Consider the following 25682-nt stretch of genomic DNA (forward strand, 5'->3'; position numbering starts at 1 on the left):
GGCTTGGTTGGCAATGGTATGAGTCTGTAGGAGTGACTACAGGATGATACCAGTAACATAAGGAAACACATGGAGACTGGAAATGTTAATACTGACTCGCCGTGTAGGCGAAACTTTGATGATCGGAGATGAAGTCACTGTTACCGTATTAGGGGTAAAGGGCAATCAAGTTCGAATCGGTGTGAATGCACCACGAGATGTGACTGTACATCGGGAAGAGATTTACGAACGAATCAAAAGAGAACAATCTGAAGAATCTTCATAGTTAGGATTTGAAAGACAAAAAAGACGAGGTTCATCACCTCACAAACAACTTTGCCAGGGAAGGCAAAGTTTTTTTTGTTTATGGAGAAATAAATCTGTACAATCTCGTCTCCTTTTGGGGCGCTGTCGACGTAGTTACTAATTGACACGCAGGGCACAAAGCCTGGATACGTGGCAAGGAAGTCATACGAAATGACAATTCCCCCAAAAAGTAAAGAAACCGGAGAGATGGCCGAGCGGCTGAAGGCGCTCCCCTGCTAAGGGAGTATGGGGTTAATAGCTCCATCGAGGGTTCGAATCCCTCTCTCTCCGCCAAATAAAAAAAATGGCCCCAATCGGGGCCTTTTTTTATTTGGCGGAGAGAGAGGATTTGATTCGAACCCTTCGTTCGAAAGGAACGCAGTGACGCAGACGCCGCAGCGTAGCGCAGGCGCCCCGCAAGGGGTGAGCGAAGCGAATCAATCCCGACAACCAGCACACTCCTAAGCCAAGGAGACCCTCGGCCCTTTTTTTATGGCGGAGAGAGAGGATTTGATTCGAACCCTTCGTTCGAAAGGAACGCGCAGTGACGCAGACGCCGCAGCGCAGCGTAGGCGCCCCGCAGGGGCGAGCCGAAGGCGAGTCAATCCCGACAACCAGCGCACTCCTAAGCCAAGGAGACCCTCAGCCCTTTTTTTATGGCGGAGAGAGAGGATTTGATTCGAACCCTTCGTTCGAAAGGAACGCAGTGACGCAGACGCCGCAGCGCAGCGCAGGCGCCCCGCAGGGGTGAGCCGAAGTCGAATCACAAGGCGCGCAGCGACGCAGGACGCCGCAGCGCAGCGCAGGCGCCCCGCAGGGGTGAGCGAAGCGAATCAATCCCGACAACCAGCACACTCCCAAACCAAGCAGACCCTTTCTTGTTCCCACGCTCCAGCGCTGGGAGTGCATACGGTACGAGGTACAGGCTTCAGATATACACATTCCCATACAAAGCGGGCCAACAAGCAGAAATACGAATTCTGTTGAATTGTTCAAGCTGCCCCATAAACGTACAATGTCTAAAAAGCTGTTACTGACATCATTCGAGTCAACCCATCAAAATGAAATCCTGTGAAATCGCCTATTAAAGCCCTGCTGTTAGATATGGACGGCATCCTTTATCACGGCGAGAAGGCGATCCCAGAAGCCCTGCAATTTATGTCTGAGGTAAGAGATATGCCTCATGCCTTCATAACCAATAACCCTATCCTGCCTCCTGCCAGGGTCGCAGATCGTCTCGAGCAAATGGGGTTTGCCAGGCCAGCTGAGCAACAGATCGTCACCTCAGCTGAGGCAACGGCCCTCTGGCTAGTCAAGGAAAAACCTGGTTTTCGATACTATGCAGTAGGTGCTGAAGGTCTCCACCTGGCACTTCAGCTTCATGGGCATGAAGACCAGACAGAAGCTGAATTTGTTATCATTGGTGAAGGCGCAGGCATCGACTATGAGACGATTACCATCGGTATCAACCTGATCCTGAAGCGGGGCGCCCGACTGGTCTGTACCAATCCGGATCAGAGTGTTGATGCCAATGTGGATGGTCATCACCAGATACTACCTGGAGGTGGCGCTTTAGTAGCCCCCTTTGCGCTTGCCACAGGAATAGCTCCGCTATTCATCGGAAAGCCACAACCCTTACTCTATGAAATGGCAGCAGAACGTGTAGGCGTAACATTGGAAGAGTGCCTGATGGTCGGTGACAGGCCCGATACTGACATCGCCGGCGCCAGCAGGCTCGGTATGAAAACTGTGTTGGTGCGAAGCGGACGGTTTGCGCCGGGGGAAGCCTATCCCGAAGAGCTGCCTAAACCAGACTGGGACCTGGACTCCCTGACTGAATTGGGCTCGATTTTGTTAACAGGCCCTAGTGATTAAGGAGAACTGAGATGATCTTTTCCGAGGCCAAACAGCCTTACTACCTCTCCAGAGCCGATGTGAACCATCCTCTGGCCAGCTTTTCCAAACTAGGGTTTGAACTGGATGGTGCGGTTTGGCCCTCTGTCGAGCACTACTATCAGGGCATGAAGTTTGAACAGGCTGAACAACGTGAAGCGATCAGATCCGCCGATCACCCGAATCAGGCGCAAAAAATAGCTGCTGCCCATAAGCGGCAGATCCGCAAAGATTGGAAGCAAGTGCGGGAAGTGATGATGACCCGTGCCATTTATACTAAATGTAAGACCCATCATGAGGTTGCTGCAAAGCTGCTGGAAACCGGTGAGCGGAAGATCACCGAAACCAGTCAGTATGACTACTACTGGGGTTGCGGTAGAGATGGACTGGGCCACAACACCTTCGGTAAGGTGTTGATGGCGGTTCGAGAGAAAATTCGCGAAGAGCAGAGTTAATTTATATGAAGCACTACACTAGCATCTGTGGCAGTATCTCTTCCAGCCAGGCATCGATACGCTGTTCTGTTAACAGATGCTGCAGATGTTGATCCAATACCAGACCGACAAAACGTCCATCAACGACTGACATGGAGTGGTTGAACTCAAAACCCTCGACTCCACATCCACCAATCATCTGTGCACCCGCCTTCTCCATAATGCGGTAGAGGCGCATCAATCCATCGACGAAATGGTCAGGGTAACTCTCCTGGTCACCTAACCCGTAGAGTGCAATCTGTTTGCCACTCAAGTCTACCTGTTTGATCAGTGTCAGAAATTCTAACCAGCTCTCCTCTTCGTTCCCGCTCGCCTTGCCAGGAAGTTTCCCATCGCTATAGGTTGGCGTGCCGAGAATAAGCTTGTCATAGGCGAGAAACTGATCCTTGTCGATGCGGTTGACGTTAATCGGTTTTGCAGCTGGATCACCCTCCCGGCATGAGTTTATCTTGCGGGCGATCTTTTTTGCTATGAGACGGGTTGTACCCGATTCAGTGCCGAAGAAGATTCCGATTTTATGCATGTTGAAAATTCCATCAATGTTTTGTCTCAATTGCAATTGGGTAAGGCAATTTCCAAGCCAGAAAAATATCTATCTCTTCACTGGTTGATGAATTCGCTATCTATCGCACTCTGACGCCAGTGTTCACTGGATGGAGGCCACTGTCAGTCACTTAGAAACAGTACAAAACATCGATTTAAAACCTTTCAAAATCGACAATGAAGGCTTTCCGACTGTTATAAATGTGACAAGCCATATAAATATTTCTTTAAATTCAGTCACTAAAGTACTGGTATATCCCTTGCTTGGATCTGATGAATCTATCTGTTCATGGGGTTTCCTGGGTATGAATCTTCAAATAGAGCGCAACTATGTCGAGTTGATGGTCAATGAGTTTCCTGACTTGTCTCTGTTGAGCGAACAACTCAAATTCGGCAATCGGGCAGAAGTCCCATTCCGGCGACTTTCATCCAAGCAGTTGGGTTATCTGCGCAATCTCTATGAAGATGCAGGGCCGGGGATGGCTGGACAGGCAGCGCAACTTGCCAATCTGGAACACGCCGTAAATGATCCTGGAGTTCGATATTCTGAGGATGATCTCGAACGATTGGTGCCCGATATTGCGGAGTTTCTCCTCAAAGATGCCATACGGGGGTGGTTGTTCAAAGCAGATGCCACTGGTCGTCCTGCCCCATATCTCGTATCACGAATCGATTTCACACCTCCGGGGGAGGAGGAGAACGGACGTATTCTTCTAGATCTCAAGGCTAATGCCATGGCCAAGATCGTTACCGTCAACCTGGTAATCCGCAGTCGGGATATTGTTGACAAATCCTTAGCAGAGATATTTGCCAGCAAGGGCTTTCTCAAGGAGACCGAAGCGCTGATTGCTGCCTATGATAGGTCGGCGGAGCGTTTCTTCGACTGGCGTTCCGATTATGGTCGTCAGTTTAATGCAAAGGGGACAGGTATCTTCGCTGATGACCCAACAGCCTCGCATCGAAATACAGACTGGAGCCGAAAGAACCGTGTTGTGCTCTCCAGTGGGGGTGGTTGGGCGAGACTGGTCAATGATGAAGAGATTCTCAAAGAGCGTGCCCTCGCAATGGATCTGCCTGGGGATATCCTTGGCAAGTATCTGAGCAAGGCAGGGCGCAGCACCCGCTTTGATGAAAAGGTTGAGGGTGCGACCGAGTCACTGCAGCAAGAGATCCCCGAAAAACTCTTCACTGAAGTGCCGGTACATGGCTACATTCTCCTATTCCATCTCGATCTTCACCACCATCTTTGGGTCCATGTCGATGATATGAAACCCTATGAATACCAGTCTGAGCTGAAAGATAAACTGATACTGCCTCCGGAACAGACCGATTTGATCGATATCCTGACTGCGGAGATGGATCTGCTGATGGACGATATCGTAGAGGGCAAGTCCGGTGGCACCACTGTACTTTGTGCCGGGCCACCAGGCGTTGGCAAGACACTTACTGCCGAGGTCTACTCCGAAATTATTCGCCGACCGCTCTATCGGGTTCACTCCGGTCAGTTAGGGCTCAATGTTACCGAGATGGAACGGGCGTTGAAGGAGACCTTGACCCGGGCTCAACGTTGGGGTGCGGTAATGCTTATCGATGAGGCGGACGTCTACATCAAGCGGCGGGATGACAATATCGCAGCCAATGCGGTTGTGGGGGTCTTTTTGCGCGTATTGGAGTACTTCAACGGTCTGCTTTTTTTAACTACCAACCGGGTCGATGATATCGATGAAGCCATCGTCTCCCGCTGCATCGCCATGATCAAATATCATCCTCCGGAGTTTGAAGACCGGCGCAAGATCTGGGCGGTGATGGTTGAACAGTTCGGACTCGATATTGAAGAGCAGCAGATCGAACATCTTGCGCAGATCTACCTTAAAGCCAGTGGTCGCGATATCAAGGGGTTGGCTAAACTGGTGGCAAAATATTGCCAACATAAATCTGTTGAACCCACCCTTGATGTGTTCGAGCGTTGCTGTGTCTTTCGGGGCATGGAGCCAGAGAGTGTGTCGTCATGTCCATGAAGTTCTACATGACACCAGGTTCATGCAGCACTGGAATCCATATCCTTCTGGAAGAGCTTGATCTGGTATTCGAGGCTCATCTGGTGAATCTAATGGCAGGTGATCAACATAGTGATGACTATCTGACAATAAATCCGAAAGGGACAATTCCAACCCTTCTACTGGATAGTGGAAAAGCCTTGACTGACTTTCAATCCATCGCCTGGTGGTTAGCTCGGAGCCATCCCAAGAACCAGCTTATTCCACAGGAACTTGAGGCAGAGGTTCGAGTGTTGGAAGTGATGAATTACGTGGTTAACACCCTCCACGGGGAGGGTTTCACCCGTATTTTTACCACTGATCAATACACCACAGATGCCGACAGTCACGAGGCGATTAAAGCACGAGGGCAGGAGATAGTTGAGCAGGGTTTTACCATTGTGGAGGGCTGGCTGGAGGATCGCGACTTTATCTCTGAGCACTTTGGTATCGCAGACGCAGCCCTTTTTTATGTTGAATTCTGGGCCGATAGAATCGACATTCCTCTACCGGAAAACCTGCTCAATCACTACCGCCGGATATTGCAGCGAGCCTCGGTCAAACAGGTTTTGATGGAAGAGGGATACGCCTCTGTTTACAGAAAATCATGATGCTTTGAGCAACAGTTATCAAATAGGGGAGGTTGGAATAATCATGAATATCTGGGCACTCGACAAAGCGACAGAAATAAAGGCACTCCTGTTGCTGCTTAAGGAACGGTTGATAGCGGAATCCTGGTTCCTGGTCAGTGAAGAGCTTGACGATAGGCAGTCGGTGCGCCTCCATAGCACAAACGTACCCGGTGTAGCTGCTTATGTCTCTTTACATGGTCAGAACCCCGGTCACTTTGGTATCCATCTTGAGTATCCAGCAATGGAGGGGGCGAACCGCTACGATAACACTCAGATTGCTGAGGGTCTGAACGAGGAGAGGGCTTTGGAACTACTGGCAATGCATCTGGGGTGATTGGATGGCGCCCAGAGCATTCCCATGCAGATCAACTCAGTGGTTGTATCTGAATCAGTCCCCCCTGACCTGAGAGTTCTTTTGGGGTCTTTGCTTTAATCGACAGGGCGTGCAGTGCGCCACTGCTGATCTCTTCCTTAAAAAGCGCCAGGATCGGCTTTTGTCTGTTGAGGATGCTCTGTCCAGTAAATGATTCACTCACAACGAACAGTTCGAAATTGCAATCCTCCCCAGCAATGTCGACAACTGCATCAGGATGCAGGGTTTGAATTCGTGTGACTATCTCTTCCTCTTTCATCTGCTACTCCTAAGCCTCAGCGGCATCCTTCAGCATTGGCACTAATTCACCACTCTCATACATCGCCTCAACAATGTCACTTCCACCAATGATTTCACCCTTGATGAATAACTGGGGGAAAGTAGGAAAGTCGGAAACTTCTGGCAAGGCCTGCATGATCAAAGGGGAGGAGAGTACATCCACATGGGCGAATCCAATATTGGTCGCCTTCATCACTGCAGCAGCCTTGGCAGAGAAACCACAACGGGGTTCATCCGGTGTGCCTTTCATATAGAGAATCACAGGGTGGTCAGTCAGCTGTTGGCGGATCTTATCCGTGGTTTTCATAAAGTTGTTCCCATTAATTACTAATCTGGCGACTTAGTATGTCGTGTTCAGCCGCAGAGTTAAGATTGTTGAAAGCGCTCCCAAGCCTCCCAGCCTCCAGAGAGGTTGTGTACATTATTCAGGCCCATTTGGGTTAGGAAACTGCACAGGTCACGGCTCTGATTGCCGTGGTAGCAGTAGACCAGTACCGCCGGATTGTTGCGACGCTGCTGGATCAGTTTGCCGATGGTCTCATCTGATACGGAGAGCGCACTGGGTAGTCGTCCTCGGCTTTGGCTCTGATGATCCCGCATATCAATGATTACTGGATTGGCATCTGACAAAAGCGTGTTGAGATCTGAAACCTCAATATCTGAATAACTCACAGGATCTCCTGGCTCGGTTTGCAAGGTTATTTGAGAAGACAGCAAGAAATGTTCCAATAGAGAAGATGCTCTTATCTGTATGTTTTTCGGGCTATCTATTGCAGAAGTTGGCGGTGGTGGATTGTCAGTTATTCTACAATTGCGTTTTTTGCAAGGTTGCAAGTCCCACAACAGAATGTGACACCTACCTATTAAAGCCTCCCCGACAATAGTGTTCGTAGAGTAGTACAAATAACTACCTGATTACCCTCCAAAGTTAGCTACGGTGATAGTTAAGGATCTGCGGTAGGTTGCAAGTGGGTTTTGTGAATTTTCAGCGCGATTTGGTGGGGCAGGGCCCCACCCTACGCCTATACAGACGGGTAGGGTGGGGCCCTGCCCCACCAACTGTATTACCCGCATATTACGTATATACAGGTTGATATTCTTTGTGCTGAGTATGGAGGGTAATTAGAAATAACTATAAGGCATAGATCAGACAAGCTCGAAAAGTAAAAACACGCATTCAAGCCCCACTCCCCCGCAAGAGAGTGCTGTAAAAGCCCCTCGCCCTTGACGGGAGAGGGGTTGGGGAGAGGGGTTGGGGAGAGGGTGAGCGCCCAGCGCTTGATGAAACTGAATCGTATGCGGCAAGATCCAATCAATCCTTGTCGTGTTAAGTAATGATCTAGATGATGGTGTTGTTGAACACCCCCCTCTCCCCCAGCCCCTCTCCCGCAAGGGGAGAGGGGAGTGAGGTACAAACCGGCAACATCGTTTACAGGTTAGACCGGGTAGATCTTTTACAGAGTGCAAAGATAATAAGATTCATCGCTTGATTATTTTTATCAAGAAGATAGAAGATCACCTCCGTAGTGGAGATCATAACAAAGAAAAACATAGGCTAATCCGACAATAATCTATGTCGGCGAAGCTAGTAACCTCCCCTCAGGTTAGTTATAGGTCAGCATTGCTGATCTGCTTGAAATCCATTCACTTCTCTATTCCCCGGGTGATACACTGAAGCACTCCAGTACACCGATAATATCCCAGCCCACGGTGCACTGAGATGCAGATAAACTGCGCTGATGATCACTATTTGTGACACTCTCTTCAGGGTTAGACTGACCGCTGATGGTACTCGTAAAGGTAGGAACTAAACGTGGAGAAGCAAGCGAAAACTCAACGTCGAAGGTCAGACTTCGTCGGCGCTAGTGCTGAGTACATCGACCAGCTGTATGAGGCCTTTTGCGAAGATCCCAATCAGGTATCACCCGAGTGGCGTAGCTTCTTCTATGGTTTTGATCATGGTGTCTCTGCAGAGGCGAGTCCAGCCATCAAGAGACCCCAGGTTCCGACTATCCACTCAGGGCTGGACCGTTTGTTTATGGCCTACCGCCTGGCCGGACACCTCTATGCTGATCTGGATCCACTCGATCTGCTGGAACGTCAACGGCCCAAAGAGCTGGATCCTGCCTACTATGGGCTGGATGATGAGGACCTTCGGCAGCAGGTCAATGTGGTTTCCATTGAGGCAGAGCAGACGCTGACAGGGAAAGAGGTGGTTGAGATCCTTGAGCAGGTCTATTGCGGTAGTGTGGCCAGTGAATACCTGCATATCAGTGCAGCTGATGAACGGCGCTGGATCGAACGTCGACTGGAGTCGACCCGGGGTGACTGGGCAGCGCAAAACAGCCGCCGTGAACGCATCGACACCCTACGGGATTTGACTGCAGCTGAAGGCCTGGAACACTATCTGCATCGACGCTATGTGGGGCAGAAGCGTTTCTCTCTTGAAGGTGGCGACTCACTGATTCCTCTGCTGGACGAGATAGTGCAGGGCGGTGGTCAGCGTGGTGTCACCGATGTGGTGATCGGCATGGCCCATCGCGGTCGCCTGAATGTCTTGGTCAATCTGCTGGGCAAGGCGCCCAGTGAACTCTTTTCCGAGTTCGAAGGAGATCATTCTGCGGATCACCGTTCCGGCTCCGGGGACGTTAAGTATCACCAGGGTTTCTATTCCAATATTCAGACCCAGGGCGGGCCTGTTCATCTGTCACTGGCATTCAATCCCTCTCATCTGGAGATTATCGGGCCGGTGGTGCAGGGTGGCTGTCGTGCGCGTCAGGATCGGCACCAGGAGGACGCAACCGATCTGGTATTGCCTGTAATCGTACATGGTGATGCAGCCTTTATTGGACAGGGGGTGGTTACTGAGACATTGAACCTGTCGAAGACCCCGGCCTATGGCACAGGCGGCACCATACATGTAGTGGTGAACAACCAGATTGGATTCACTACCAGCCATCCCCAGGAGGCGCGTTCCACCCTCTACTGCACTGAAGTGGCGAAGTTGATTCAGGCACCGATCTTCCATGTCAATGCAGACGATCCCGACGCAGTACTCTTTGTAACCCGGCTGGCGATCGATTACCGCCTGACATTTCAAAACGACGTTGTGATAGATCTGGTCTGCTACCGGCGACAGGGTCATAACGAAGCGGATGAGCCAATGATGACCCAACCGCAGATGTATCAGCGCATCCGCAGCATGCCGACCACTCGTCAGTTGTATGCTGAGCGACTGGTTGCGGACGGTCTCGTCAAGCCTGAAGATGCAGAAGAGATGCGTGAGAGCTATCGCGACGCTCTGGAACAGGGCAGGGTGGTAGTACGTGAATTTCTACGTGGCTCACGTAGTGGCTACGAAGCGCACTGGGAGCAGTATCTGAATGCGCTTCCAAGTGAACAGGTCGAGACCAAAGTCGAACATGATCTGCTCTGCTCTCTGGGGCGGCAAATTCTGAAACTCCCAGAGGGGTTTACCCTGCAACGGGCAGTGGCGCGTGTAGTGAATGAGCGGCTCAAAATGGTTGAGGGCGAGGTGCCTTTTGATTGGGGTATGGCGGAAACCCTGGCCTATGCAACACTACTGCAAGATGGCTACGGAGTGCGTCTGTCGGGACAGGATTCGATTCGGGGTACCTTTGCTCATCGTCATACAACCTTCCATGACCAGAAAGACTTTCTGACCTATACCCCTCTGGAAAATCTGTTTGAGGGTCAGCCCAGATTTGAGGCGATTAATTCTATCCTTTCGGAACTTGCCGTGCTTGGTTTCGAGTATGGCTATGCCACCTCAATGCCCGGCACCCTGGTGATCTGGGAGGCTCAATTCGGTGATTTCGGCAACGGAGCACAAATGGTGATCGACCAGTTCATCGCCAGCGGATATCTTAAGTGGGGGCGTCTATGCCAATTGACCCTGTTCCTCCCCCATGGTTTTGAAGGGCAGGGGCCTGAACACTCCTCGGCACGTTTGGAGCGTTATCTGCAGTTGTGTGCGGAGCTCAATATGCGGGTCTGGGTGCCCACCACCCCGGCACAGTTTTTTCACCTGTTGCGTGATCAGATGATGCGGCGCTTTCGTCGACCGCTGATTGTGATGACACCGAAAAGCCTGCTGCGCCATCCCATTTCCAAGTCTCAGCTCCAGGCCTTTACAGAAGGTGGTCTGGCACCCGTACTGCCTGAAGCGGATCCACTTGATGAGGGGCGTGTGCGGCGTGTCGTGTTGTGTAGTGGCAAAGTCTATTACGATCTGCTGCAGGCCAGGCGGGAGAGGGGCATCGACGATATCGCCATTCTCAGGGTGGAACAACTCTATCCGTTTCCCCGCCAGAGATTGTCTGAGTTACTTGCAGGTTATAAAAAAGTGACCGAGATCCTCTGGTGCCAGGAAGAGCCCCGCAACCAGGGTGCCTGGTATCAGATACAACACCATCTGCGTTTTCTGGCTCAGGCCAAACAATCCCTGGGTTATGCAGGTAGACCCCCCTCAGCATCACCCGCCTGTGGTGATGGCGCGCTGCATAGAGAGCAACAGTTGGCACTGATCGATTCCGCCCTTGCCCCAGGCAGGGTAGATGATCAGGGAGAGCGTCTTGATGATACCGATGTGAGGCATTGGGCATGATCTAGGCTCAGCTAGGTAAGCGCCTGGGAGTCTGTCAGCCACGAGCCGTTAAAATAGAAAAAGCGGAAAAAGATGCAGCGATCACGCTCGATACCCTGGAGTGTGCCGCGCGAGCCCTTGATTGCCGTCTGGTTTATGCTCTGGTGTCAAGAAAACCACTCGACGATCTGGTTACCGAGCACGCAAAAAAACATCACACAAAAGGAATGGAGACCACGGGCACAGCATGAAGCTCGAAGCTCAGTGCATTGAGGTAGTTTCTTCAGAGTAGAAATTGGTGGGGTAAAAATGGCGCGCCCGGAAGGATTAACGGCTTTCAGCCGCTCTGCGGCACTTACGTGCCTTGTCGAACCGACTGTTTTGATACGGAGGTTCGAATTATCTTGGATTCAAGAGGGGCGGTTTCTTTAGGGTAGAAATTGGTGGGGTAAAAATGGCGCGCCCGGAAGGATTCGAACCTCCGACAACCTGGTTCGAAGCCAGGTACTCTATCCAGCTGAGCTACGGGCGCATCGTTGTGACTCTATCAAGATATATTGCTCTTCACCTGGTTTCAACCCGCAGCAAAGTAAATTAGTGCCAGCACCAGTGTTATTGAAACAGGAAGCTTCACGGACGTACTGCCAGGTAGAAAGCATCCCATTGAGGCGTTTTCCTTCGAAGAACATATCTTGCACATCGCAAGTTTGAACAACTCGGCGAAGTGATATGGATTGCTTTATTCCGGTTCTTGGAGCACACCAGTCACTCTAAACCAGAGACCAGAACCGCGATCAGTAGCACGGCTACGAACCGGATATTTAACGAATGGAGAATAAATGACACCGACGAAATGCCCCACCTGCGGGAACAGCTATCACTGGCATTATGCCTTCGCCAAGTTCGGCTATGACGATCCTGCCACTTACCTGCCGCAACATATCCAAAACCTGCTGAACACCAAGCTCTCACCCGAAAGGCTATTTTTCTGCACCTAACATATCTGCCACCCGGTTAAAGGCAGACTGAATTTTCAAAAAAGGTCTGTAAAATCAGTATGAAATCTGGGAAAAGAATGGTACGAAAGTGAGGAATATGCGGCATTCAATATAACCTATATATTATTATATCTTATTTTATTATAATATTTATGTTATTTTATTATTGCCATGATATAACTTATATGTTATTAACTCATTGTGTTATTTATAACGTATAGGTTATTCTCATGCGCCCCGAAGATCGTGCCACAGCCCGCCGTCAGCTAGACAAACGCCTCAGCCTCCTGTCAGATGGTGATAGCCTCGCTCGTCCGCCATATGGCTGGATCAAGGCTATCCGTGAGGCATTGGGCATGACCACGGCCCAGCTTGGCAAGCGCTTGGGCGTCAGCCAGCCACGGGTCGTTAAAATAGAAAAAGCAGAAAAAGACGGCGCAATCACGCTCGATTCCCTAGAGCGTGCCGCGCAGGCTCTCGATTGCCGTTTGGTTTATACTCTGGTGCCGAGGAGGCCGCTTAATGATCTGGTGGCCGAACGCGCAAAAATCATCGCCAAAAAGCGGCTTGAGACCACCGGGCACAGCATGAAGCTGGAAGCCCAGGGCGTTGGGGCAGTCGATGAGAATGAGCAGCTCAAAAGCCTGATCAACAAAATTGTTGCGCAAGGCGGTTCCGTGCTATGGGATGACACATGAGCGACGACTTCCTTGCTGAGCATGACGATGCCTCTACGCCTCTTTCTGCGGAAGAGCTGGAAGGGCTCATCCCTTCCTATATCACGTTACGCTCGGAACTGAACGAGGCAGAACAGGCCAACATTCTTGAAGCCGAAGAGTGGGCCTTCAAACGCAAACGTGATGTGCTTTCCGAGAAATTCCTGAACGACCTGCACAAGCGCATGTTCGGGCGAGTGTGGAAATGGGCCGGACAGCACCATCAGACTGGCAAGAACATCGGTGTCGATGCTTACCGCATTCCTGTGGAATTGCGCCAGCTTCTGGACGATGTTCGATTCTGGATCAGTAACGATACCTATCAGCCGGATGAAATCGCCGCACGGTTTCACCACAAGCTTGTCTGGACACACATATTCCCCAATGGCAATGGCCGTCATGCGCGTCTGGCCACTGATCTGCTTCTTACCGCCCTGGGCCAGCCACGTTTTACGTGGGGCCGGGAAAATCTGGTCGATGCCAATGAAACCCGGCAGGCTTACGTGGATGCCTTACGCGCCGCCGATCAGCACGATTACGGGCCATTACTCACCTTCGTCCGCTCTTAATCAACTTTTACAATAATGCTCCGGCAGCATCAGAGGTGTAGACGCAACAACAAGGGTCGAAGCCCTAGAAATCGTAAGCGTTGGTGATGATCGCCTCGCGATCAATCTCTTCGATTTCGCCGTTATAGCCCATGTCGCGGGCGATGGCGTCGTAGTCGATGTAATAGCGCAGGTTCTCCGGGATTTCTGTCGTCTCTTAAGCCCTCTCAAGAGCTATTCAATGTGGCCGTTTGGGTGTATGGAAGAGCGCCATGCAGTGCTAAAACTCACTTTTGCGGACAGACTGGCGTATGTGCCTGGAGAAGGTTTTTTAACCCCGAAAATTACCTTACCATTCAATGATTAAGCAGGTTTTGGGGGGGTGGAAAAATTGGCGCGCCCGGAAGGATTAACGGCTTACAGCCGCTCTGCGGCACTTGCGTGCCTTGTCGAACCGATTATTTTGATTCGGAGGTTCGAATTATCTCAGATTCAAGAGGGGCAGTTTCTTCAGGGTAGAAATTGGTGGGGTAAAAAATGGCGCGCCCGGAAGGATTCGAACCTCCGACCCCCTAGTTCGTAGCCAGGTACTCTATCCAGCTGAGCTACGGGCGCGTTTTTGTGAAACGCGGATTCTGAAGATATCTTGGTCTTTTGTCAATGCCCTGATGGCAATTGGCTGACCTGCGAAAATTCTCCAACCCCTTAGTACTACTCCTCTTCGTAACCTGTAATCATCGCCTTCACATAGCCAAAGGGTTCCTTACTGGTGGTGATGGCCAGATAGAGGTGGGCCACCAGAAATGTCAGCATGGCGAAGGCAGCGGCGGTATGGATCAAAGCAATGCCTCCCAGACTCATCCAGTCCAGCCCCCAGGCTGACCACGAGGTATAGAACAGGTAGAGCAGGCCACTCAGCCAGACTGCTGGTGATATCAGACTATGCAGGGAGAGATAGGCCATACGCTGCAGGGGGTTCAGTTTATGCGCTCTGGTTTTGTGGAATGGATGCCCGCCCCCCATAAAGATGTCGACCCCGTAATATTTGGCCATCGCCATCAGCTTGTTTGCGCTTGAGGGGATATATTGTTTCCATTCCCCGGTGGTCAGGTGCCAGAAAATGGCGAATATCCATAGAGTGATCAGGGTCCAGGCGAAAGTGATATGCAGATCGACAGCCTTCTCAAAGCCGAAAATAGAGAAGGTTCCATGGATTTCGAAGCCTGTAATCAGCATCGAGATGATCAGGAAAGCCTGGGACCAATGCCATAAGCGTTCAAAGCGTTTGTACATCATTACTCGTGCCATTAGCCATTCCTCCTGTTGCGTAGAGCGATGCGGGCCAAGCCGTGAAGCGAGACCCCCCCCAGGGTTCCCAGAAATGCCAGCCAACCGATGATATCGAGCAGTTCACTCCTGTCTCTGCCTGGCATGTAGAATCCGCTCAGATTGGCCAATCGGCCGTTGCGGCTATGGCAACTATCGCAACTGAGGGCCTCTGCCTTTGGCGCTACCATATGGGATAGTGGCCAGTGATAGGTGGTTTCGATAAATCCGTACTCACCGCTGTAGGCTGCACCACCAGCATCCATGGCGGCCTTGATGGCCCGGTTCCAGTCGAAAGACTTCCAATAGGCCTCGCTGTCCTTACCGAACAGATGGGTCATGACTAATGTATTGTTGCCACTGTCATAGGGCTGCTTGCCCCGCATAATCTTGAAGGGCCAGATTCTGGCATCCGGGTCATCGTAACTTCCTTCAAAAGTGTTGATGGCAACAATTGCGGTAGGATCCAGTTTCTCGTCAAGTTCCTGGTAACGAATCTCACCCGATAGCCACTCATATTCAGGGATCAGGTTTTCTCCCCACTGGAAGTTGCCTTTCTTGGTGACATAGGTGACGTAACCATTTTCATCCTTCTTCTTGATGTGCTTTCCATCAGCATCCATTTTTCCTGCAGTCGACCAGTCCCACCAGGTTTTCGAAGGCACACCACCTCTGGCATAAAACGGGATGTGGCAGGTCTGACAAGCGACCTTATCGGTATGGTCATTGATTTTGTTGTTAATCGTCTCGGCATGGGGCTTCATGCCATGACAGGATTCGCAGGTCGCGCGACTTTGATCATCGCGACCCGGAATATCTATACCATGGGTATCCTTGGCAACTGTTGTGTAACGACTGCCTTTCAGGTCATGCCCCTCGGTAGTATGACACTCAACGCAGACAAAATTGAGCCCGTCGACACCCATATGTACATCCAACTCTTTCGTTGGGTTGTACATGGATGAGTCAAGATCACCATGTTTGACGCCATCACCACCACCGCCGAGAAAGTGGCAGTGGCCACAATTATGTCTGCCTGGTTTGCCTACATTCTGAGCTACATGAGAGAGATCCGGTGCTTTCCAGATTTTTCCTTTTTTGGGGGGGAAGGGTTTATCCACATAAGCTGGGTGTCCAGCGCCTGTTGGAAATTTTCTATAGGTATTTGTTGTATCGTGACAGGCAAGACAGTCGACATTCTCTTCTGAGGCAAAGTCGAAGTTGTCATCTTTCCAGCCATAACCGATATGGCAGCTGGTACAGCGGGCATAATTTGTCACGATTGAGCCGCAAAAGCTATTCACTATCTTCTTTTTACCTAACTCCTGACCCGTGTCAGGGTGGGTGAATTTCCAGTTCCAATGAAGAGTTTTATGGATCTGTTTACTGGCTTCGGTATGGCAACTCAGACAGGCCTTGGTTACCTCAGGCCCGGATTCAAAGTTTTGTTGTAACGCTTCGAATTTAGTGTGATCTGCTGTTGAATTGCTACTGATTTCATTTGCTGTTGTCGCTGCGGAAAGCGGCATGCAAGCAACTAAAAGAGCGCATGAGAGGGATAGTGCACGGAGATTGCAGCAGCTCAAAAATTGAACAATGCTAGACATGACGCCACCTTTGATAATGTTGCTGACGAACCAAAAGGCCCGCGAAATACAACTACTATTTATGCGTCCTGCATTAAATACGGGAAATAAGGTACTGCTACTGCTTAGAGAATAGAGCTATTCTCTTACAACCGGAGGTCAGTGGCTTGGCATCAGAAGATGCCAAGCCGGGTTAGTCTGCTTTTATAAACTGCTTTCTGCTGTTGCAATCAGTGTGGGTGCTGTCAACTCTTCAGAGAGGTGTTTGAACTTCTCTACCAATACTGGCCAAAGTAGATTGTAGTAGAGTTCACCACGCACCAGTTTCACACCCTTTGCAGGTATTTCATAGACAAGGGTTCGCTCTTCATGAGGTTTCAGACGCGAATCCTTACCAAGCGCAGTTGCGGTTGGCGGCATCGCCGGCTTGCCTTTGCTATCGGCCAGTGCGTAGACGAAGTAGGCCTGCGGGTCACCATCCTTTGGGTGCCCCTTGGCATTTTCCCAAACCACATTACCCTCAGCGTCATAGGCGGTCAGCTTCATGTAGATGTTTCGGAATGGAGCACCTGTCGGCAGGCTGTGGGGTTGGGGATTCTTAAGAAATGCGGTTGCACGTATCTTCTCCCCCATGGTCTCAGTCGAAACATCGAATACGACCGAACGCTGCAGAATGCTGCTGCTGTGGCCGCCACCCATGGAGTGATCAGCCAGGCCGTCATTAATTGGCATATGACAGGAGAGACAGTTGACCTGGGAGTGACTGATGGAGTACTCATTGCCTGTCTGACAAAGCGGTACGCCGTGCGGGTTATTGCGCTGATCATGGCAGCCCATACAGGCATCTGAAGTCTTCATCAGTTTTGGATTGCTCTCCATCGGCATGGAGGGGATCTCTTTACCATCCACAGTGACAGCCTCGCCTAAATGAGGATTGGGCTTGCTGTCGTCACTCATGTTACCACCACCGAAGACATCACCCGCTGCGGATAACTTCTGTAATGCTACATTGGAGTGTCTTCCAGGACCTTGAATGGAATCTTTTGAGTAGTCGTAGGACTTCAGTCCAAGCTGTAATTTACCATTTGCTGCCTGAATGCCGTTGTATTTCTTCAGGGTATGGCAAACGATACAGTTTACCCCTTCAGAGTAGGCAGGTTTGGCGTCCAGTTTGGTTGTTTTGTCCTTTGCTGCATTGGGTGCGTGGCACTGCAGACAGATTGGATACTTGCCAGAAGCCTTGTGTTTGACATTTTCTTTAGTCGGGTCACCGACCACCTTTTTGTAAAAAGTGGCGTGTATCGGATCATTGAGTGCTGAACTGTTACCGTGCATTGACCCTTTCCACTGTTTGTAGATCTCTTTATGGCAGGTCTTGCAGGTTTCAGATGAGATGTGGTGAAGTGGTTCAGCTGTTGCGAGATTCATGAAAGCGAACCAGCAGAAAATCACAATCAGCAGGTTTACTCTTTTGTTATTATCCATCCTTTTCCTCCTTTTTTATTTTTAAATTTGCAACTCCAGCTCCCTCTGTAATTACAAATTTCTGATCTACAATATTCCCATTTTACTGACTAGATTAGCAATTAGGGAAAACACTCATTTAACAAAAGCTAATATTCATTGCAGAAAATAATTATCTGCACTAATGATCAATCCGATATTGAACAATAATTATAAAAATAGCATAGTGTAATAGTGTGTGAAGGTGTGGCGCTGTTCTGAAAACAATTATTAAAGTTAAGCCAACGCCACGCAGAAATTCCTAGTAAATGGCTATGTAATCTGCACTGAACAAGAATGCGAAGGTTTAATGGAGCTGCACCTATTGAACGCTTTCACTAAATAATAATACGCACTAAAAGGGGGGGTACATGCATAAATACCAACCAAATGGATGCACTACTATCAGAATAGTGCTGGTACTTTTGTTTTGGATTGGTTTGGTTCCTCTTTCGGTGGCTGAAAAGGTAAAGCTGGATCCAAGTAATTGGGGACTGGAAGAGGGTAAAGAGTGTGTCTCCTGCCATAAAAAAGCTTCTGCAGGTTTAACTCATGAATGGCAGAACAGTGCCCATGCTGAGGCAGGGGTTAACTGTCTCGACTGTCATTTGGCTGACCAGGTCGATAATGATGCCATAGAACATGAAGGCGCAATTATCGCTACCATCGTTTCTCCCAAGGACTGCGGTCGCTGTCATACCAGGGAGTTTAAAGAGACAGAGGGATCTGTCCATGCAAAAGCGCTGAGCCTTATAAAAAACCGCCTGCCTGCACTTGCAGATAATTTGAGTGGTAAGGAGATGGTTGCTGCAGGCTGTGCACAATGTCATGGCTCCAAAGTGAAGGTGCGAGGAGATGGCACACTTACTCCGGAAACCTGGCCCAATACAGGTATTGGGCGTATCAATCCGGATGGTTCTCTGGGTTCCTGTTCTGCCTGTCATGGACGTCATAGCTTTTCCAAGGCGCAGGCGAGGGATCCTAGTGCCTGTACCTGGTGCCATACCGGCCCGGAATCTCCAGATGATGAAGTCTATCGAAGCTCAAAGCATGGCATGCTCTATGAGGCCAACAGATCCAGAATGAACCTGGAGAGTGATCAGTGGGTGCTTAGCAAAGACTACAGTGCCGCACCGACCTGCGTTACCTGTCATATGGGTGCCACGCCTGGCGTCAAGGCAAGTCACGATGTAGGTATGCGTGATGCCTGGAGTCTGAATCGTCCGGTATCTGAACAACAATATCTGATTATCTTTGAGGATGGAGACAGAAGGGAACTGCCAAAATCCCAACCTGCACCGCGACGGGGTACGGAACTGAATAAGCTTGATGGCAGCATGGCAAAAGTCAAAGCTGTGGCGACACCCGAGCGGCGCAGGCAGATCATGAATAAAGTTTGTCTTGAGTGTCACAGTAAGGGCTTTGTTAAAAGCGCGATGAAGCAGTTCGATGATGTGGTGAAACTCTATAATGACAAATTCGGAAAACCCGCTCAGGCAATCATGTCTGCACTCTACGAAATGAAACTGCTGACACCGGCACCCTTTGATGAGCCGATCGAGTTCAGCTTTTGGCGACTCTGGCATGACGAAGGTACTGCAGCGCGTCATGGTGCAGCAATGATGAGTCCCAACTACGCTTCATGGGAGGGGATGCATAAGGTAGGGCAGAACTTTTATGGCGAGTTTCTGCCCCAACTACGTCAGCTCGCTGGTGAAGAGAGGGCTAATGATCTGATCAAGACTCATGTCACCAGCCTTGATCAACACAGCTGGCTGAACAATCCATCAAAACCGAATCCGCTCCTCGGTTACGGTATTGGGAAGGAGAGCCATGAGTAAGCTTAAACTTCCCCTGTTCATTACTCGTCATGTCCTTTTTGCGCTATTGATTGGTGGAGTGGCAGGTATTGGTTTTATGCTGTTCTTAACCGAGTTCGATCATCTGACCAGCAGTGAGGCCTTCTGTACAACCTGTCATTCAATGGAGTTGGTTGCGGAACCCTATCGGCAATCACCGCACTACAAACCGACCTCTGGTGTACGTGCCAGTTGTGGTGACTGTCATGTTTCTGAAGGTGTGTTCGCCGCAACATGGGATCACTTTATTGGCGGCAAGGATCTCTTCAAACAGATATTCGGCTCGGAATATGATGATCCTGTGATCAATGCACTGCATCTGCCAGAAGCGGCATTTGCTGCAAGGGAGTGGTTTAAGAAGCGTGACTCCGCCACCTGTAAACGTTGCCATGTTAAAGAGGCAATATTTGGAAGTCGACCGGATACGCTCCTGATTCACCGTGAGGATGCCAAAGACAAAACCTGTATCGAGTGTCACTACAACCTGGTGCATAGAGTGGTACCTGCCAAATCAGTTTTCAAAAGAGACAAATGGAACCGGATGATTGAGCAGGAGTATGGATTACAGCCGGGTGAGGCTGACAAGTTACTCGGTGACCATTGATCTTGAGTGGACTGGAGAAAAAATGAGGGTACCCAATGGGACTACTGAAAATCGGTTGTAAGACAATGCGGGAGGGAGTATTGGTCTCCTCTATTTTTTTTATTGCGGGTATCCTGATGATTCTGGCCGGCACTAACGTTGTACCTGATCTGTTCTATATGCAGCAGGTGGTTATGTTTGCCGGACTGCTGTTGTTGCTGTTTGCACCATTGATTCTTATCGCCACTTTTTTACTCTCGGTATTGCCAGGTGCAAAAGAGAATCTGGATAAATGTGAACACTGATCTGAAATGGTTAAAAGGTAAACCTGAATCCACTGGCCAGGTTAAAGTTACACCGTTAATCTTATACATGACTGAAGTAAGCGTAAAAAACTCTCGCCCTTAACGTCGGGTATCGCAAAAGTCATAGGCTGCGGCCCTGTCGTAACTCTCATGCCCTGCATTCACAATTCATTGTGTTTTTATTGTTTATCTTCGTACAAAAACAAACTCCCATGCACAAGGCTAACTTGCTTTTTTATATAACAAGTTATGAGTGATTAAGCGCTAATTTTTCTGAAAATATTTTTCGATAGACTTGGTCACCCTCTGTGTAACGTTGTCCGACTGACAATCTAGGCCTATCAATAAATTACACAGCGAGTCCTTCTGGAATCACCGTGTGCTTCAATTAATAACATTCTAATAATCAGACGAAGTGGTTTTTTATGCCGTTCCAGCACACTATGGTGGGGCAGGGCCCCACCCTACCTGTCAGGTCAAGGTGTAGGGTGGGGCCATGCCCCACCAAGTCTGCTTAAAAAAAGAAAAGCAACGCTATACAAATCAGCGATATCAAGCACTAAAGGCTATATGATTTAGAGAGTACAGGGAAAGTAAATATGACGAAAAACACTGAAATTCCAGTTTAATAAATCTCTCCAAATATAGGGTTTATATGACGCACCACACTAGGAGGATGGTTTCAGCCGATCTAAATGAATTCAATCTCTGAAAACTGAATACAACCGGTAAGTTGATTGCCACTCTATCTTCTATTGCGGTATCCAAACATACACATACTGGAGACAGGGCTCGACTCAAATCAATTTATCTCATTGAATATAAAGAAAGATATTAATATGGCATAACTGTTGCTCACTCAAGGAAAGTGCGGAAAAAAGATAAAGCCGCATATCTGAATAGATCGACCTGGAGGAGTAGGGTGATGACCGAGACCTTTTACCAAGTCATGCGGCGGCAGGGGATTACACGTCGTAGTTTTTTGAAATTCTGCAGTTTGACTGCCTCTGCCCTGGGGTTGGGACCCGCAGTGGTGCCACGCATTGCCGAAGCAATGGAGACCAAGCCCCGAATCCCGGTGATCTGGTTGCACGGTCTTGAGTGCACCTGTTGCTCCGAGTCGTTTATCCGTTCTGCCCATCCGCTGGCGAAGGATGTGGTGCTGTCGATGATCTCTCTCGATTATGATGACACCATCATGGCTGCGGCAGGACATGAAGCCGAAGCGATCATTGAAGAGACCATCGAAAAGTACGACGGCAACTTCATCCTGGCTGTAGAAGGCAATCCGCCTCTTGATGAAGATGGCATGTACTGCATCATTGGTGGCAAGCCTTTTGTCGAACAGCTCAAAATGGCGGCAGAGCACTGTAAAGCAATCATCTCCTGGGGCTCTTGTGCCTCCTGGGGCTGTGTTCAGGCAGCCCGTCCGAATCCTACTCGTGCAACACCGGTACATAAGGTGCCTGGTCTAGCCAATAAGCCGATTATCAAAGTGCCGGGTTGTCCACCGATTGCTGAGGTGATGACCGCCGTGGTCACCTACATTCTTACCTTCGAAAAGTTTCCGGAACTGGATCGTCAGGGACGCCCGAAAATGTTCTACAGCCAGCGTATCCATGACAAATGTTATCGACGTCCTCATTTCGACGCGGGCCAGTTTGTTGAGGCCTGGGATGACGACTCTGCTCGCAAAGGTTACTGCCTCTACAAGATGGGGTGTAAAGGTCCAACCACCTATAACGCCTGTTCAACCATCCGTTGGAATGGAGGGCTCTCATTTCCGATCCAGGCGGGTCATGGCTGTATCGGCTGCTCTGAGGATGGATTTTGGGACAAGGGCTCTTTCTACCAGCATGTGACCGACACCCATCAGTTCGGTGTCGAGGCCAATGCAGATAAGGTCGGTTTGGCTGCTGCCGGAATTGTCGGTGCAACAGCTGCTGCCCATGCTGCTGTAACTGCTATTAAAAACGCGCAAAAGAAAGGAGACCGTGATCAATGAGCACCAAGACCACGCCAAACGGTTATAACCTTGATGATTCAGGTCAGCGCGTCGTTGTCGACCCGGTAACCCGAATCGAAGGCCACATGCGTTGTGAAGTGAATGTGGATGAGGAAAATATCATCCGCAATGCAGTTTCCACCGGCACCATGTGGCGCGGACTGGAAGTGATTCTCAAGGGCCGTGATCCACGTGATGCCTGGGCCTTTACCCAGCGGATCTGTGGTGTCTGTACTGGCACCCATGCATTGACCTCGGTGCGTGCAGTGGAAGATGCACTGAAAATAGAGATACCTGAGAACGCCAACTCCATTCGCAACATCATGCAGTTGACGCTGCAGGCTCATGATCATCTGGTTCACTTCTACCATCTGCATGCTCTCGACTGGGTCAATCCAGTAAATGCACTCAAGGCAGATCCAAAGGCAACCTCAGAACTGCAACAAAAGGTTTCGCCTAAGCATGCCAAATCCTCACCAGGATATTTTCGTGATATCCAGAACCGACTGAAAAAGTTTGTTGAGAGTGGCCAGCTTGGTCCTTTCAAAAACGGCTATTGGGATAACCCGGCCTATCTGCTTCCACCTGAAGCTGACCTGATGGCCGTCACCCACTATCTCGAAGCACTCGATTTTCAGAAGGAGATAATGAAAATACGAACCATCTTCGGAGGTAAGGATCCTCATCCCAATTGGTTGGTGGGTGGCGTACCTTGTCCAATCAATCTGGATGGTGTCGGATCGGTTGGTGCTCTGAATATGGTCAACCTGAACCAGATCTCTTCGATCATCGACAGTACCAGAGAGTTTATTAAAAACGTCTACATTCCAGATATTCTTGCTGTGGGTCAGTTTTACAAGGGTTGGCTCTACGGTGGTGGTCTGTCGAGTACGAATGTGCTTAGTTATGGTGATATCCCTGATCGCGCAAACGACTACTCTGCAGCCAACCTGATGATGCCCAGAGGTGCAATCCTCAATGGCAATCTCAAGGAGGTGCACGAAGTCGATCTGCGTAATCCGGATGAGATCCAGGAGTATGTCCCTCACTCCTGGTACAACTATCCCGATGGGGTCAAAGGTTTGCATCCCTGGGATGGTATTACCGAACCAAATTTCCAGCTGGGCCCGAATTCCAAGGGAACAAAAACCAATATCGAGCAGATTGACGAAGACGCCAAGTACTCCTGGATTAAAGCGCCGCGTTGGCGTGGCCATGCCATGGAAGTTGGTCCACTGGCACGATATATCATCGGTTATGCCAAGGGCCATGAAGAGATTACCGAACAGATTAACTTTGTACTGAAAACGCTAGATGTGCCGGTCACTGCACTATTCTCAACCCTTGGTCGGACAGCCGCACGTGGACTGGAAGCCGATTGGGCGGCAGACAAGATGCGCTACTTCATGGATAAGTTGATGGCCAATATCAAGGCGGGGGATTCATCAACCGCCAACGTCGACAATTGGGATCCTGAAACCTGGCCGAAAGAGGCAAAAGGTGTCGGTTTCAGTGAAGCGCCAAGAGGCGCCCTGGGGCATTGGATCAAGATCAAGGATACCCGCATCGACAACTATCAATGCGTGGTGCCCACCACATGGAATGGTTCACCGAGAGACAGCGAAGGCAATATCGGTGCTTTCGAAGCCTCATTGATGAACACTAAGGTGGAACGTGCAGATCAGCCGGTAGAAATACTGCGCACGCTGCATAGTTTCGACCCCTGTCTCGCCTGTTCCACCCACGTGATGAGTGAAGAGGGTAAGGAGCTGGCAAAGGTTAAGGTGCGGTAGTTACTAATCAGGCCATAGATATTAATACACTCAGCTGTCGTGTGTTTGCTCACGGCAAGGCATCAAAACGCCGCTGTAGCACTCCTACAGCAAGTTTTAGATAACGCAGTCCGTGAGCAAACACACGACGGCCTGTCATTAAATATCTATGACCTGGTTAGTATTCCGGATCTGAATTCACCATTCGTTTCAAGTTGTATTAGGAGTAGAGATGAAAAAGGCAATGATTGGTTTAAGTGGTTTGCTGGTAAGCGGGCCACTGTTGGCTCATGTTGGAGAGCACAGTGATGCAGAGTTTTTATCTGTAATTCTGCATCTGATGTCAGAACATCCACTGCCACTGTTGTTGGTTGGCGCTGTACTGGGTGGTTTGACCGTCACCAGGTTGCTCAGAAGTTGAAAAAGTACTGAAGCCAAGTTCGGTGCGGCAGGGCCGCACCCTACCTATATAAAAAAGACGTAGGGTACCGCCCAGCCGCACCAAACTGAATATCCGGCTCTTAGGGTCGGTTCGATTAGTGTTAACAGGCCCTAACATAAGATCGTTAATATCGATTCAGGAGAGACTCCAATGCAGACGACCATAAAACGCACTGCTGTCTATGTCTACGAAGCCCCCGTCAGATTATGGCATTGGGTTAATGCACTGGCGATTCTGGTTCTTGCTGTTACCGGTTATTTTATTGCTAATCCTCTGCCAACCATGCCAGGTGAAGCAAGCGACCACTTTCTTATGGGCTATATGCGTTTTGCCCATTTTGCTGCGGCCTATATATTTACGGTCGGATTTATCGGCAGAATCTATTGGGCCTTTGTCGGTAATGAACATTCGCGGGAGCTCTTTCATCTGCCATTCTATCGCCTCTCTTTCTGGAAAGAGTTAATGCACGAGATACGCTGGTACTCCTTTCTGGAAAAAGAGCCGAAGAAATATGAGGGCCATAACCCATTGGCCCATATCACTATGATTGTCATCATTACAGTGGGTGGCATTGCAATGGTCTTAACCGGCTTCTCACTCTATGCTGAACAGACCGGTCTGGGTAGTTGGCAGGATCAACTTTTTGGATGGTTGATCCCACTGGTCGGGCAGAGTCAGGATGTTCGTATGTGGCACCACTGGGGAATGTGGGTCATTGTGGTTTTCGTGATCATCCATGTCTATGTCGCGATCCGTGAGGATATTGTCTCCCGTCAAAGCCTGATAAGTACCATGATCAGTGGATGGCGCATGTTCAAAGATGATCGTTCCTGAACGCATTAATTGAAACCCTCTGGCGTATTCATGGATGAAATTGATACGCCACATGATAAAGCGC

25 protein-coding genes and 3 tRNA genes are annotated in these 25682 nt (G+C 49.7%); 18 read left to right on the forward strand and 10 right to left on the reverse strand.

The features are described 5' to 3' along the window. Window positions 1-82: 82 nt before the first annotated feature. From csrA to ybiA, 4 genes are all read left to right on the forward strand, one after another. The gene (csrA, locus tag AC4IFB_RS20120) at window positions 83-265 is read left to right on the forward strand and encodes a carbon storage regulator CsrA (protein ID WP_069126133.1); all 183 of its coding nucleotides are present in this window, start codon (window positions 83-85) and stop codon (window positions 263-265) included. 221 nt (window positions 266-486) lie between these two features. After that, a tRNA-Ser gene (locus AC4IFB_RS20125) sits at window positions 487-579 on the forward strand. Between the two features lie 777 nt (window positions 580-1356). Then, window positions 1357-2160, forward strand: coding sequence for an HAD-IIA family hydrolase (locus tag AC4IFB_RS20130; protein ID WP_490781124.1), 804 nt, complete (start codon window positions 1357-1359; stop codon window positions 2158-2160). Between the two features lie 11 nt (window positions 2161-2171). Then, complete coding sequence (ybiA, locus tag AC4IFB_RS20135; protein ID WP_490781125.1) at window positions 2172-2633, forward strand: riboflavin biosynthesis intermediates N-glycosidase; 462 nt, start codon at window positions 2172-2174, stop codon at window positions 2631-2633. Between the two features lie 13 nt (window positions 2634-2646). On the opposite strand, the gene AC4IFB_RS20140 is transcribed toward ybiA, so the two are convergent. Further along, entirely contained in the window at window positions 2647-3195 is a 549-nt protein-coding gene (locus tag AC4IFB_RS20140) for a flavodoxin (RefSeq protein WP_490776358.1), read from the reverse strand. A gap of 325 nt (window positions 3196-3520) precedes the next feature. On the opposite strand from AC4IFB_RS20140, the gene AC4IFB_RS20145 reads away from it, so the two are divergent. The 3 genes from AC4IFB_RS20145 to AC4IFB_RS20155 are packed head-to-tail and all read left to right on the forward strand — an operon-like array spanning window position 3521 to window position 6217. After that, the gene (locus AC4IFB_RS20145; RefSeq protein ID WP_490781126.1) at window positions 3521-5233 is read left to right on the forward strand and encodes an AAA family ATPase; all 1713 of its coding nucleotides are present in this window, start codon (window positions 3521-3523) and stop codon (window positions 5231-5233) included. Beyond that, window positions 5224-5862 carry a glutathione S-transferase family protein gene (locus AC4IFB_RS20150; RefSeq protein ID WP_490781127.1) on the forward strand — a complete coding sequence of 213 codons (639 nt, stop codon included), beginning with the start codon at window positions 5224-5226 and terminating at the stop codon, window positions 5860-5862. Before AC4IFB_RS20145 ends, AC4IFB_RS20150 begins: the two co-directional genes overlap by 10 nt. Window positions 5863-5905: 43 nt before the next feature. Continuing rightward, window positions 5906-6217: a hypothetical protein gene (locus AC4IFB_RS20155; protein ID WP_490781128.1), complete on the forward strand. Its 312-nt coding sequence runs from the start codon at window positions 5906-5908 to the stop codon at window positions 6215-6217. A gap of 31 nt (window positions 6218-6248) precedes the next feature. Here AC4IFB_RS20155 and AC4IFB_RS20160 read toward each other — a convergent pair whose 3' ends face one another. From AC4IFB_RS20160 to AC4IFB_RS20170, 3 genes are read right to left on the reverse strand one after another with little or no spacing between them, the layout of a single operon-like run. Continuing rightward, entirely contained in the window at window positions 6249-6515 is a 267-nt protein-coding gene (locus AC4IFB_RS20160; RefSeq protein WP_490781129.1) for a BolA/IbaG family iron-sulfur metabolism protein, read from the reverse strand. Between the two features lie 9 nt (window positions 6516-6524). Further along, on the reverse strand, window positions 6525-6842 hold the full coding sequence (gene grxD, locus AC4IFB_RS20165) for a Grx4 family monothiol glutaredoxin (RefSeq protein ID WP_490781130.1): 318 nt from the start codon (window positions 6840-6842) through the stop codon (window positions 6525-6527). A gap of 59 nt (window positions 6843-6901) precedes the next feature. Continuing rightward, window positions 6902-7207 (reverse strand): rhodanese-like domain-containing protein, encoded by a 306-nt coding sequence (locus tag AC4IFB_RS20170; RefSeq protein ID WP_490776352.1) that lies wholly within the window; start codon window positions 7205-7207, stop codon window positions 6902-6904. Window positions 7208-8348: 1141 nt separating this feature from the next. Between AC4IFB_RS20170 and AC4IFB_RS20175 the strand changes: the two genes are divergently transcribed. After that, a complete protein-coding gene (locus tag AC4IFB_RS20175; protein WP_490781131.1) occupies window positions 8349-11162 on the forward strand; it encodes a 2-oxoglutarate dehydrogenase E1 component in 2814 nt (937 codons plus the stop codon). Between the two features lie 434 nt (window positions 11163-11596). Here AC4IFB_RS20175 and AC4IFB_RS20180 read toward each other — a convergent pair. Further along, a tRNA-Arg gene (locus AC4IFB_RS20180) sits at window positions 11597-11673 on the reverse strand. Between the two features lie 307 nt (window positions 11674-11980). On the opposite strand from AC4IFB_RS20180, the gene AC4IFB_RS20185 reads away from it, so the two are divergent. The 3 genes from AC4IFB_RS20185 (at window position 11981) to AC4IFB_RS20195 (ending at window position 13424) form a co-directional block, all read left to right on the forward strand. Beyond that, window positions 11981-12139 (forward strand): hypothetical protein, encoded by a 159-nt coding sequence (locus AC4IFB_RS20185; RefSeq protein WP_490776350.1) that lies wholly within the window; start codon window positions 11981-11983, stop codon window positions 12137-12139. Window positions 12140-12369: 230 nt separating this feature from the next. Then, window positions 12370-12837, forward strand: coding sequence for a mobile mystery protein A (locus AC4IFB_RS20190; RefSeq protein WP_490781132.1), 468 nt, complete (start codon window positions 12370-12372; stop codon window positions 12835-12837). Next, entirely contained in the window at window positions 12834-13424 is a 591-nt protein-coding gene (locus AC4IFB_RS20195) for a mobile mystery protein B (RefSeq protein WP_490781133.1), read from the forward strand. The genes AC4IFB_RS20190 and AC4IFB_RS20195 overlap by 4 nt, the downstream gene beginning before the upstream one ends. A gap of 64 nt (window positions 13425-13488) precedes the next feature. Here the strand turns inward: AC4IFB_RS20195 and AC4IFB_RS20200 are convergent, their stop codons facing one another. From AC4IFB_RS20200 to AC4IFB_RS20220, 5 genes are all read right to left on the reverse strand, one after another. After that, window positions 13489-13608 carry a hypothetical protein gene (locus AC4IFB_RS20200; protein ID WP_490776364.1) on the reverse strand — a complete coding sequence of 40 codons (120 nt, stop codon included), beginning with the start codon at window positions 13606-13608 and terminating at the stop codon, window positions 13489-13491. 333 nt (window positions 13609-13941) lie between these two features. Then, window positions 13942-14018, reverse strand: a tRNA-Arg gene (locus tag AC4IFB_RS20205). A 96-nt stretch (window positions 14019-14114) separates the two neighbouring features. Then, window positions 14115-14711: a cytochrome b/b6 domain-containing protein gene (locus AC4IFB_RS20210; RefSeq protein ID WP_490781134.1), complete on the reverse strand. Its 597-nt coding sequence runs from the start codon at window positions 14709-14711 to the stop codon at window positions 14115-14117. Continuing rightward, entirely contained in the window at window positions 14711-16336 is a 1626-nt protein-coding gene (locus AC4IFB_RS20215; RefSeq protein WP_490781135.1) for a tetrathionate reductase family octaheme c-type cytochrome, read from the reverse strand. Before AC4IFB_RS20215 ends, AC4IFB_RS20210 begins: the two co-directional genes overlap by 1 nt. 183 nt (window positions 16337-16519) lie before the next feature. Continuing rightward, window positions 16520-17800, reverse strand: coding sequence for a cytochrome c family protein (locus AC4IFB_RS20220; protein WP_490781136.1), 1281 nt, complete (start codon window positions 17798-17800; stop codon window positions 16520-16522). Window positions 17801-18189: 389 nt separating this feature from the next. On the opposite strand from AC4IFB_RS20220, the gene AC4IFB_RS20225 reads away from it, so the two are divergent. The 7 genes from AC4IFB_RS20225 (at window position 18190) to cybH (ending at window position 25618) form a co-directional block, all read left to right on the forward strand. After that, complete coding sequence (locus AC4IFB_RS20225; protein WP_490781137.1) at window positions 18190-19659, forward strand: multiheme c-type cytochrome; 1470 nt, start codon at window positions 18190-18192, stop codon at window positions 19657-19659. Then, entirely contained in the window at window positions 19652-20281 is a 630-nt protein-coding gene (locus tag AC4IFB_RS20230; protein ID WP_490781138.1) for a cytochrome c3 family protein, read from the forward strand. The genes AC4IFB_RS20225 and AC4IFB_RS20230 overlap by 8 nt, the downstream gene beginning before the upstream one ends. 35 nt (window positions 20282-20316) lie before the next feature. Further along, on the forward strand, window positions 20317-20565 hold the full coding sequence (locus tag AC4IFB_RS20235; RefSeq protein WP_490776342.1) for a hypothetical protein: 249 nt from the start codon (window positions 20317-20319) through the stop codon (window positions 20563-20565). A 925-nt stretch (window positions 20566-21490) separates the two neighbouring features. Continuing rightward, window positions 21491-22570 carry a hydrogenase small subunit gene (locus tag AC4IFB_RS20240; RefSeq protein WP_490776341.1) on the forward strand — a complete coding sequence of 360 codons (1080 nt, stop codon included), beginning with the start codon at window positions 21491-21493 and terminating at the stop codon, window positions 22568-22570. Next, a complete protein-coding gene (locus AC4IFB_RS20245; protein WP_490776340.1) occupies window positions 22567-24363 on the forward strand; it encodes a nickel-dependent hydrogenase large subunit in 1797 nt (598 codons plus the stop codon). The genes AC4IFB_RS20240 and AC4IFB_RS20245 overlap by 4 nt, the downstream gene beginning before the upstream one ends. Window positions 24364-24574: 211 nt before the next feature. Then, window positions 24575-24763: a hypothetical protein gene (locus AC4IFB_RS20250; RefSeq protein ID WP_490776339.1), complete on the forward strand. Its 189-nt coding sequence runs from the start codon at window positions 24575-24577 to the stop codon at window positions 24761-24763. A gap of 171 nt (window positions 24764-24934) precedes the next feature. Beyond that, a complete protein-coding gene (gene cybH / locus AC4IFB_RS20255; RefSeq protein ID WP_490776338.1) occupies window positions 24935-25618 on the forward strand; it encodes a Ni/Fe-hydrogenase, b-type cytochrome subunit in 684 nt (227 codons plus the stop codon). Window positions 25619-25682 lie beyond the last annotated feature (64 nt).

The sequence above is a fragment of the Candidatus Thiodiazotropha sp. AKIB8 genome (genome assembly GCF_058244675.1).

Bases quoted from the DNA above. Each gene is read 5' to 3' on its own strand.
- csrA (WP_069126133.1), top strand. From the start codon at position 83: ATGTTAATACTGACTCGCCGTGTAGGCGAAACTTTGATGATCGGAGAT.
- ybiA (WP_490781125.1), top strand. From the start codon at position 2,172: ATGATCTTTTCCGAGGCCAAACAGCCTTACTACCTCTCCAGAGCCGAT.
- AC4IFB_RS20140 (WP_490776358.1), bottom strand. From the start codon at position 3,195: ATGCATAAAATCGGAATCTTCTTCGGCACTGAATCGGGTACAACCCGT.
- AC4IFB_RS20145 (WP_490781126.1), top strand. From the start codon at position 3,521: ATGAATCTTCAAATAGAGCGCAACTATGTCGAGTTGATGGTCAATGAG.
- AC4IFB_RS20150 (WP_490781127.1), top strand. From the start codon at position 5,224: ATGTCCATGAAGTTCTACATGACACCAGGTTCATGCAGCACTGGAATC.
- AC4IFB_RS20155 (WP_490781128.1), top strand. From the start codon at position 5,906: ATGAATATCTGGGCACTCGACAAAGCGACAGAAATAAAGGCACTCCTG.
- AC4IFB_RS20160 (WP_490781129.1), bottom strand. From the start codon at position 6,515: ATGAAAGAGGAAGAGATAGTCACACGAATTCAAACCCTGCATCCTGAT.
- grxD (WP_490781130.1), bottom strand. From the start codon at position 6,842: ATGAAAACCACGGATAAGATCCGCCAACAGCTGACTGACCACCCTGTG.
- AC4IFB_RS20185 (WP_490776350.1), top strand. From the start codon at position 11,981: ATGACACCGACGAAATGCCCCACCTGCGGGAACAGCTATCACTGGCAT.
- AC4IFB_RS20190 (WP_490781132.1), top strand. From the start codon at position 12,370: ATGCGCCCCGAAGATCGTGCCACAGCCCGCCGTCAGCTAGACAAACGC.
- AC4IFB_RS20195 (WP_490781133.1), top strand. From the start codon at position 12,834: ATGAGCGACGACTTCCTTGCTGAGCATGACGATGCCTCTACGCCTCTT.
- AC4IFB_RS20210 (WP_490781134.1), bottom strand. From the start codon at position 14,711: ATGGCACGAGTAATGATGTACAAACGCTTTGAACGCTTATGGCATTGG.
- AC4IFB_RS20215 (WP_490781135.1), bottom strand. From the start codon at position 16,336: ATGTCTAGCATTGTTCAATTTTTGAGCTGCTGCAATCTCCGTGCACTA.
- AC4IFB_RS20220 (WP_490781136.1), bottom strand. From the start codon at position 17,800: ATGGATAATAACAAAAGAGTAAACCTGCTGATTGTGATTTTCTGCTGG.
- AC4IFB_RS20225 (WP_490781137.1), top strand. From the start codon at position 18,190: ATGCATAAATACCAACCAAATGGATGCACTACTATCAGAATAGTGCTG.
- AC4IFB_RS20230 (WP_490781138.1), top strand. From the start codon at position 19,652: ATGAGTAAGCTTAAACTTCCCCTGTTCATTACTCGTCATGTCCTTTTT.
- AC4IFB_RS20235 (WP_490776342.1), top strand. From the start codon at position 20,317: ATGGGACTACTGAAAATCGGTTGTAAGACAATGCGGGAGGGAGTATTG.
- AC4IFB_RS20240 (WP_490776341.1), top strand. From the start codon at position 21,491: ATGACCGAGACCTTTTACCAAGTCATGCGGCGGCAGGGGATTACACGT.
- AC4IFB_RS20245 (WP_490776340.1), top strand. From the start codon at position 22,567: ATGAGCACCAAGACCACGCCAAACGGTTATAACCTTGATGATTCAGGT.
- AC4IFB_RS20250 (WP_490776339.1), top strand. From the start codon at position 24,575: ATGAAAAAGGCAATGATTGGTTTAAGTGGTTTGCTGGTAAGCGGGCCA.
- cybH (WP_490776338.1), top strand. From the start codon at position 24,935: ATGCAGACGACCATAAAACGCACTGCTGTCTATGTCTACGAAGCCCCC.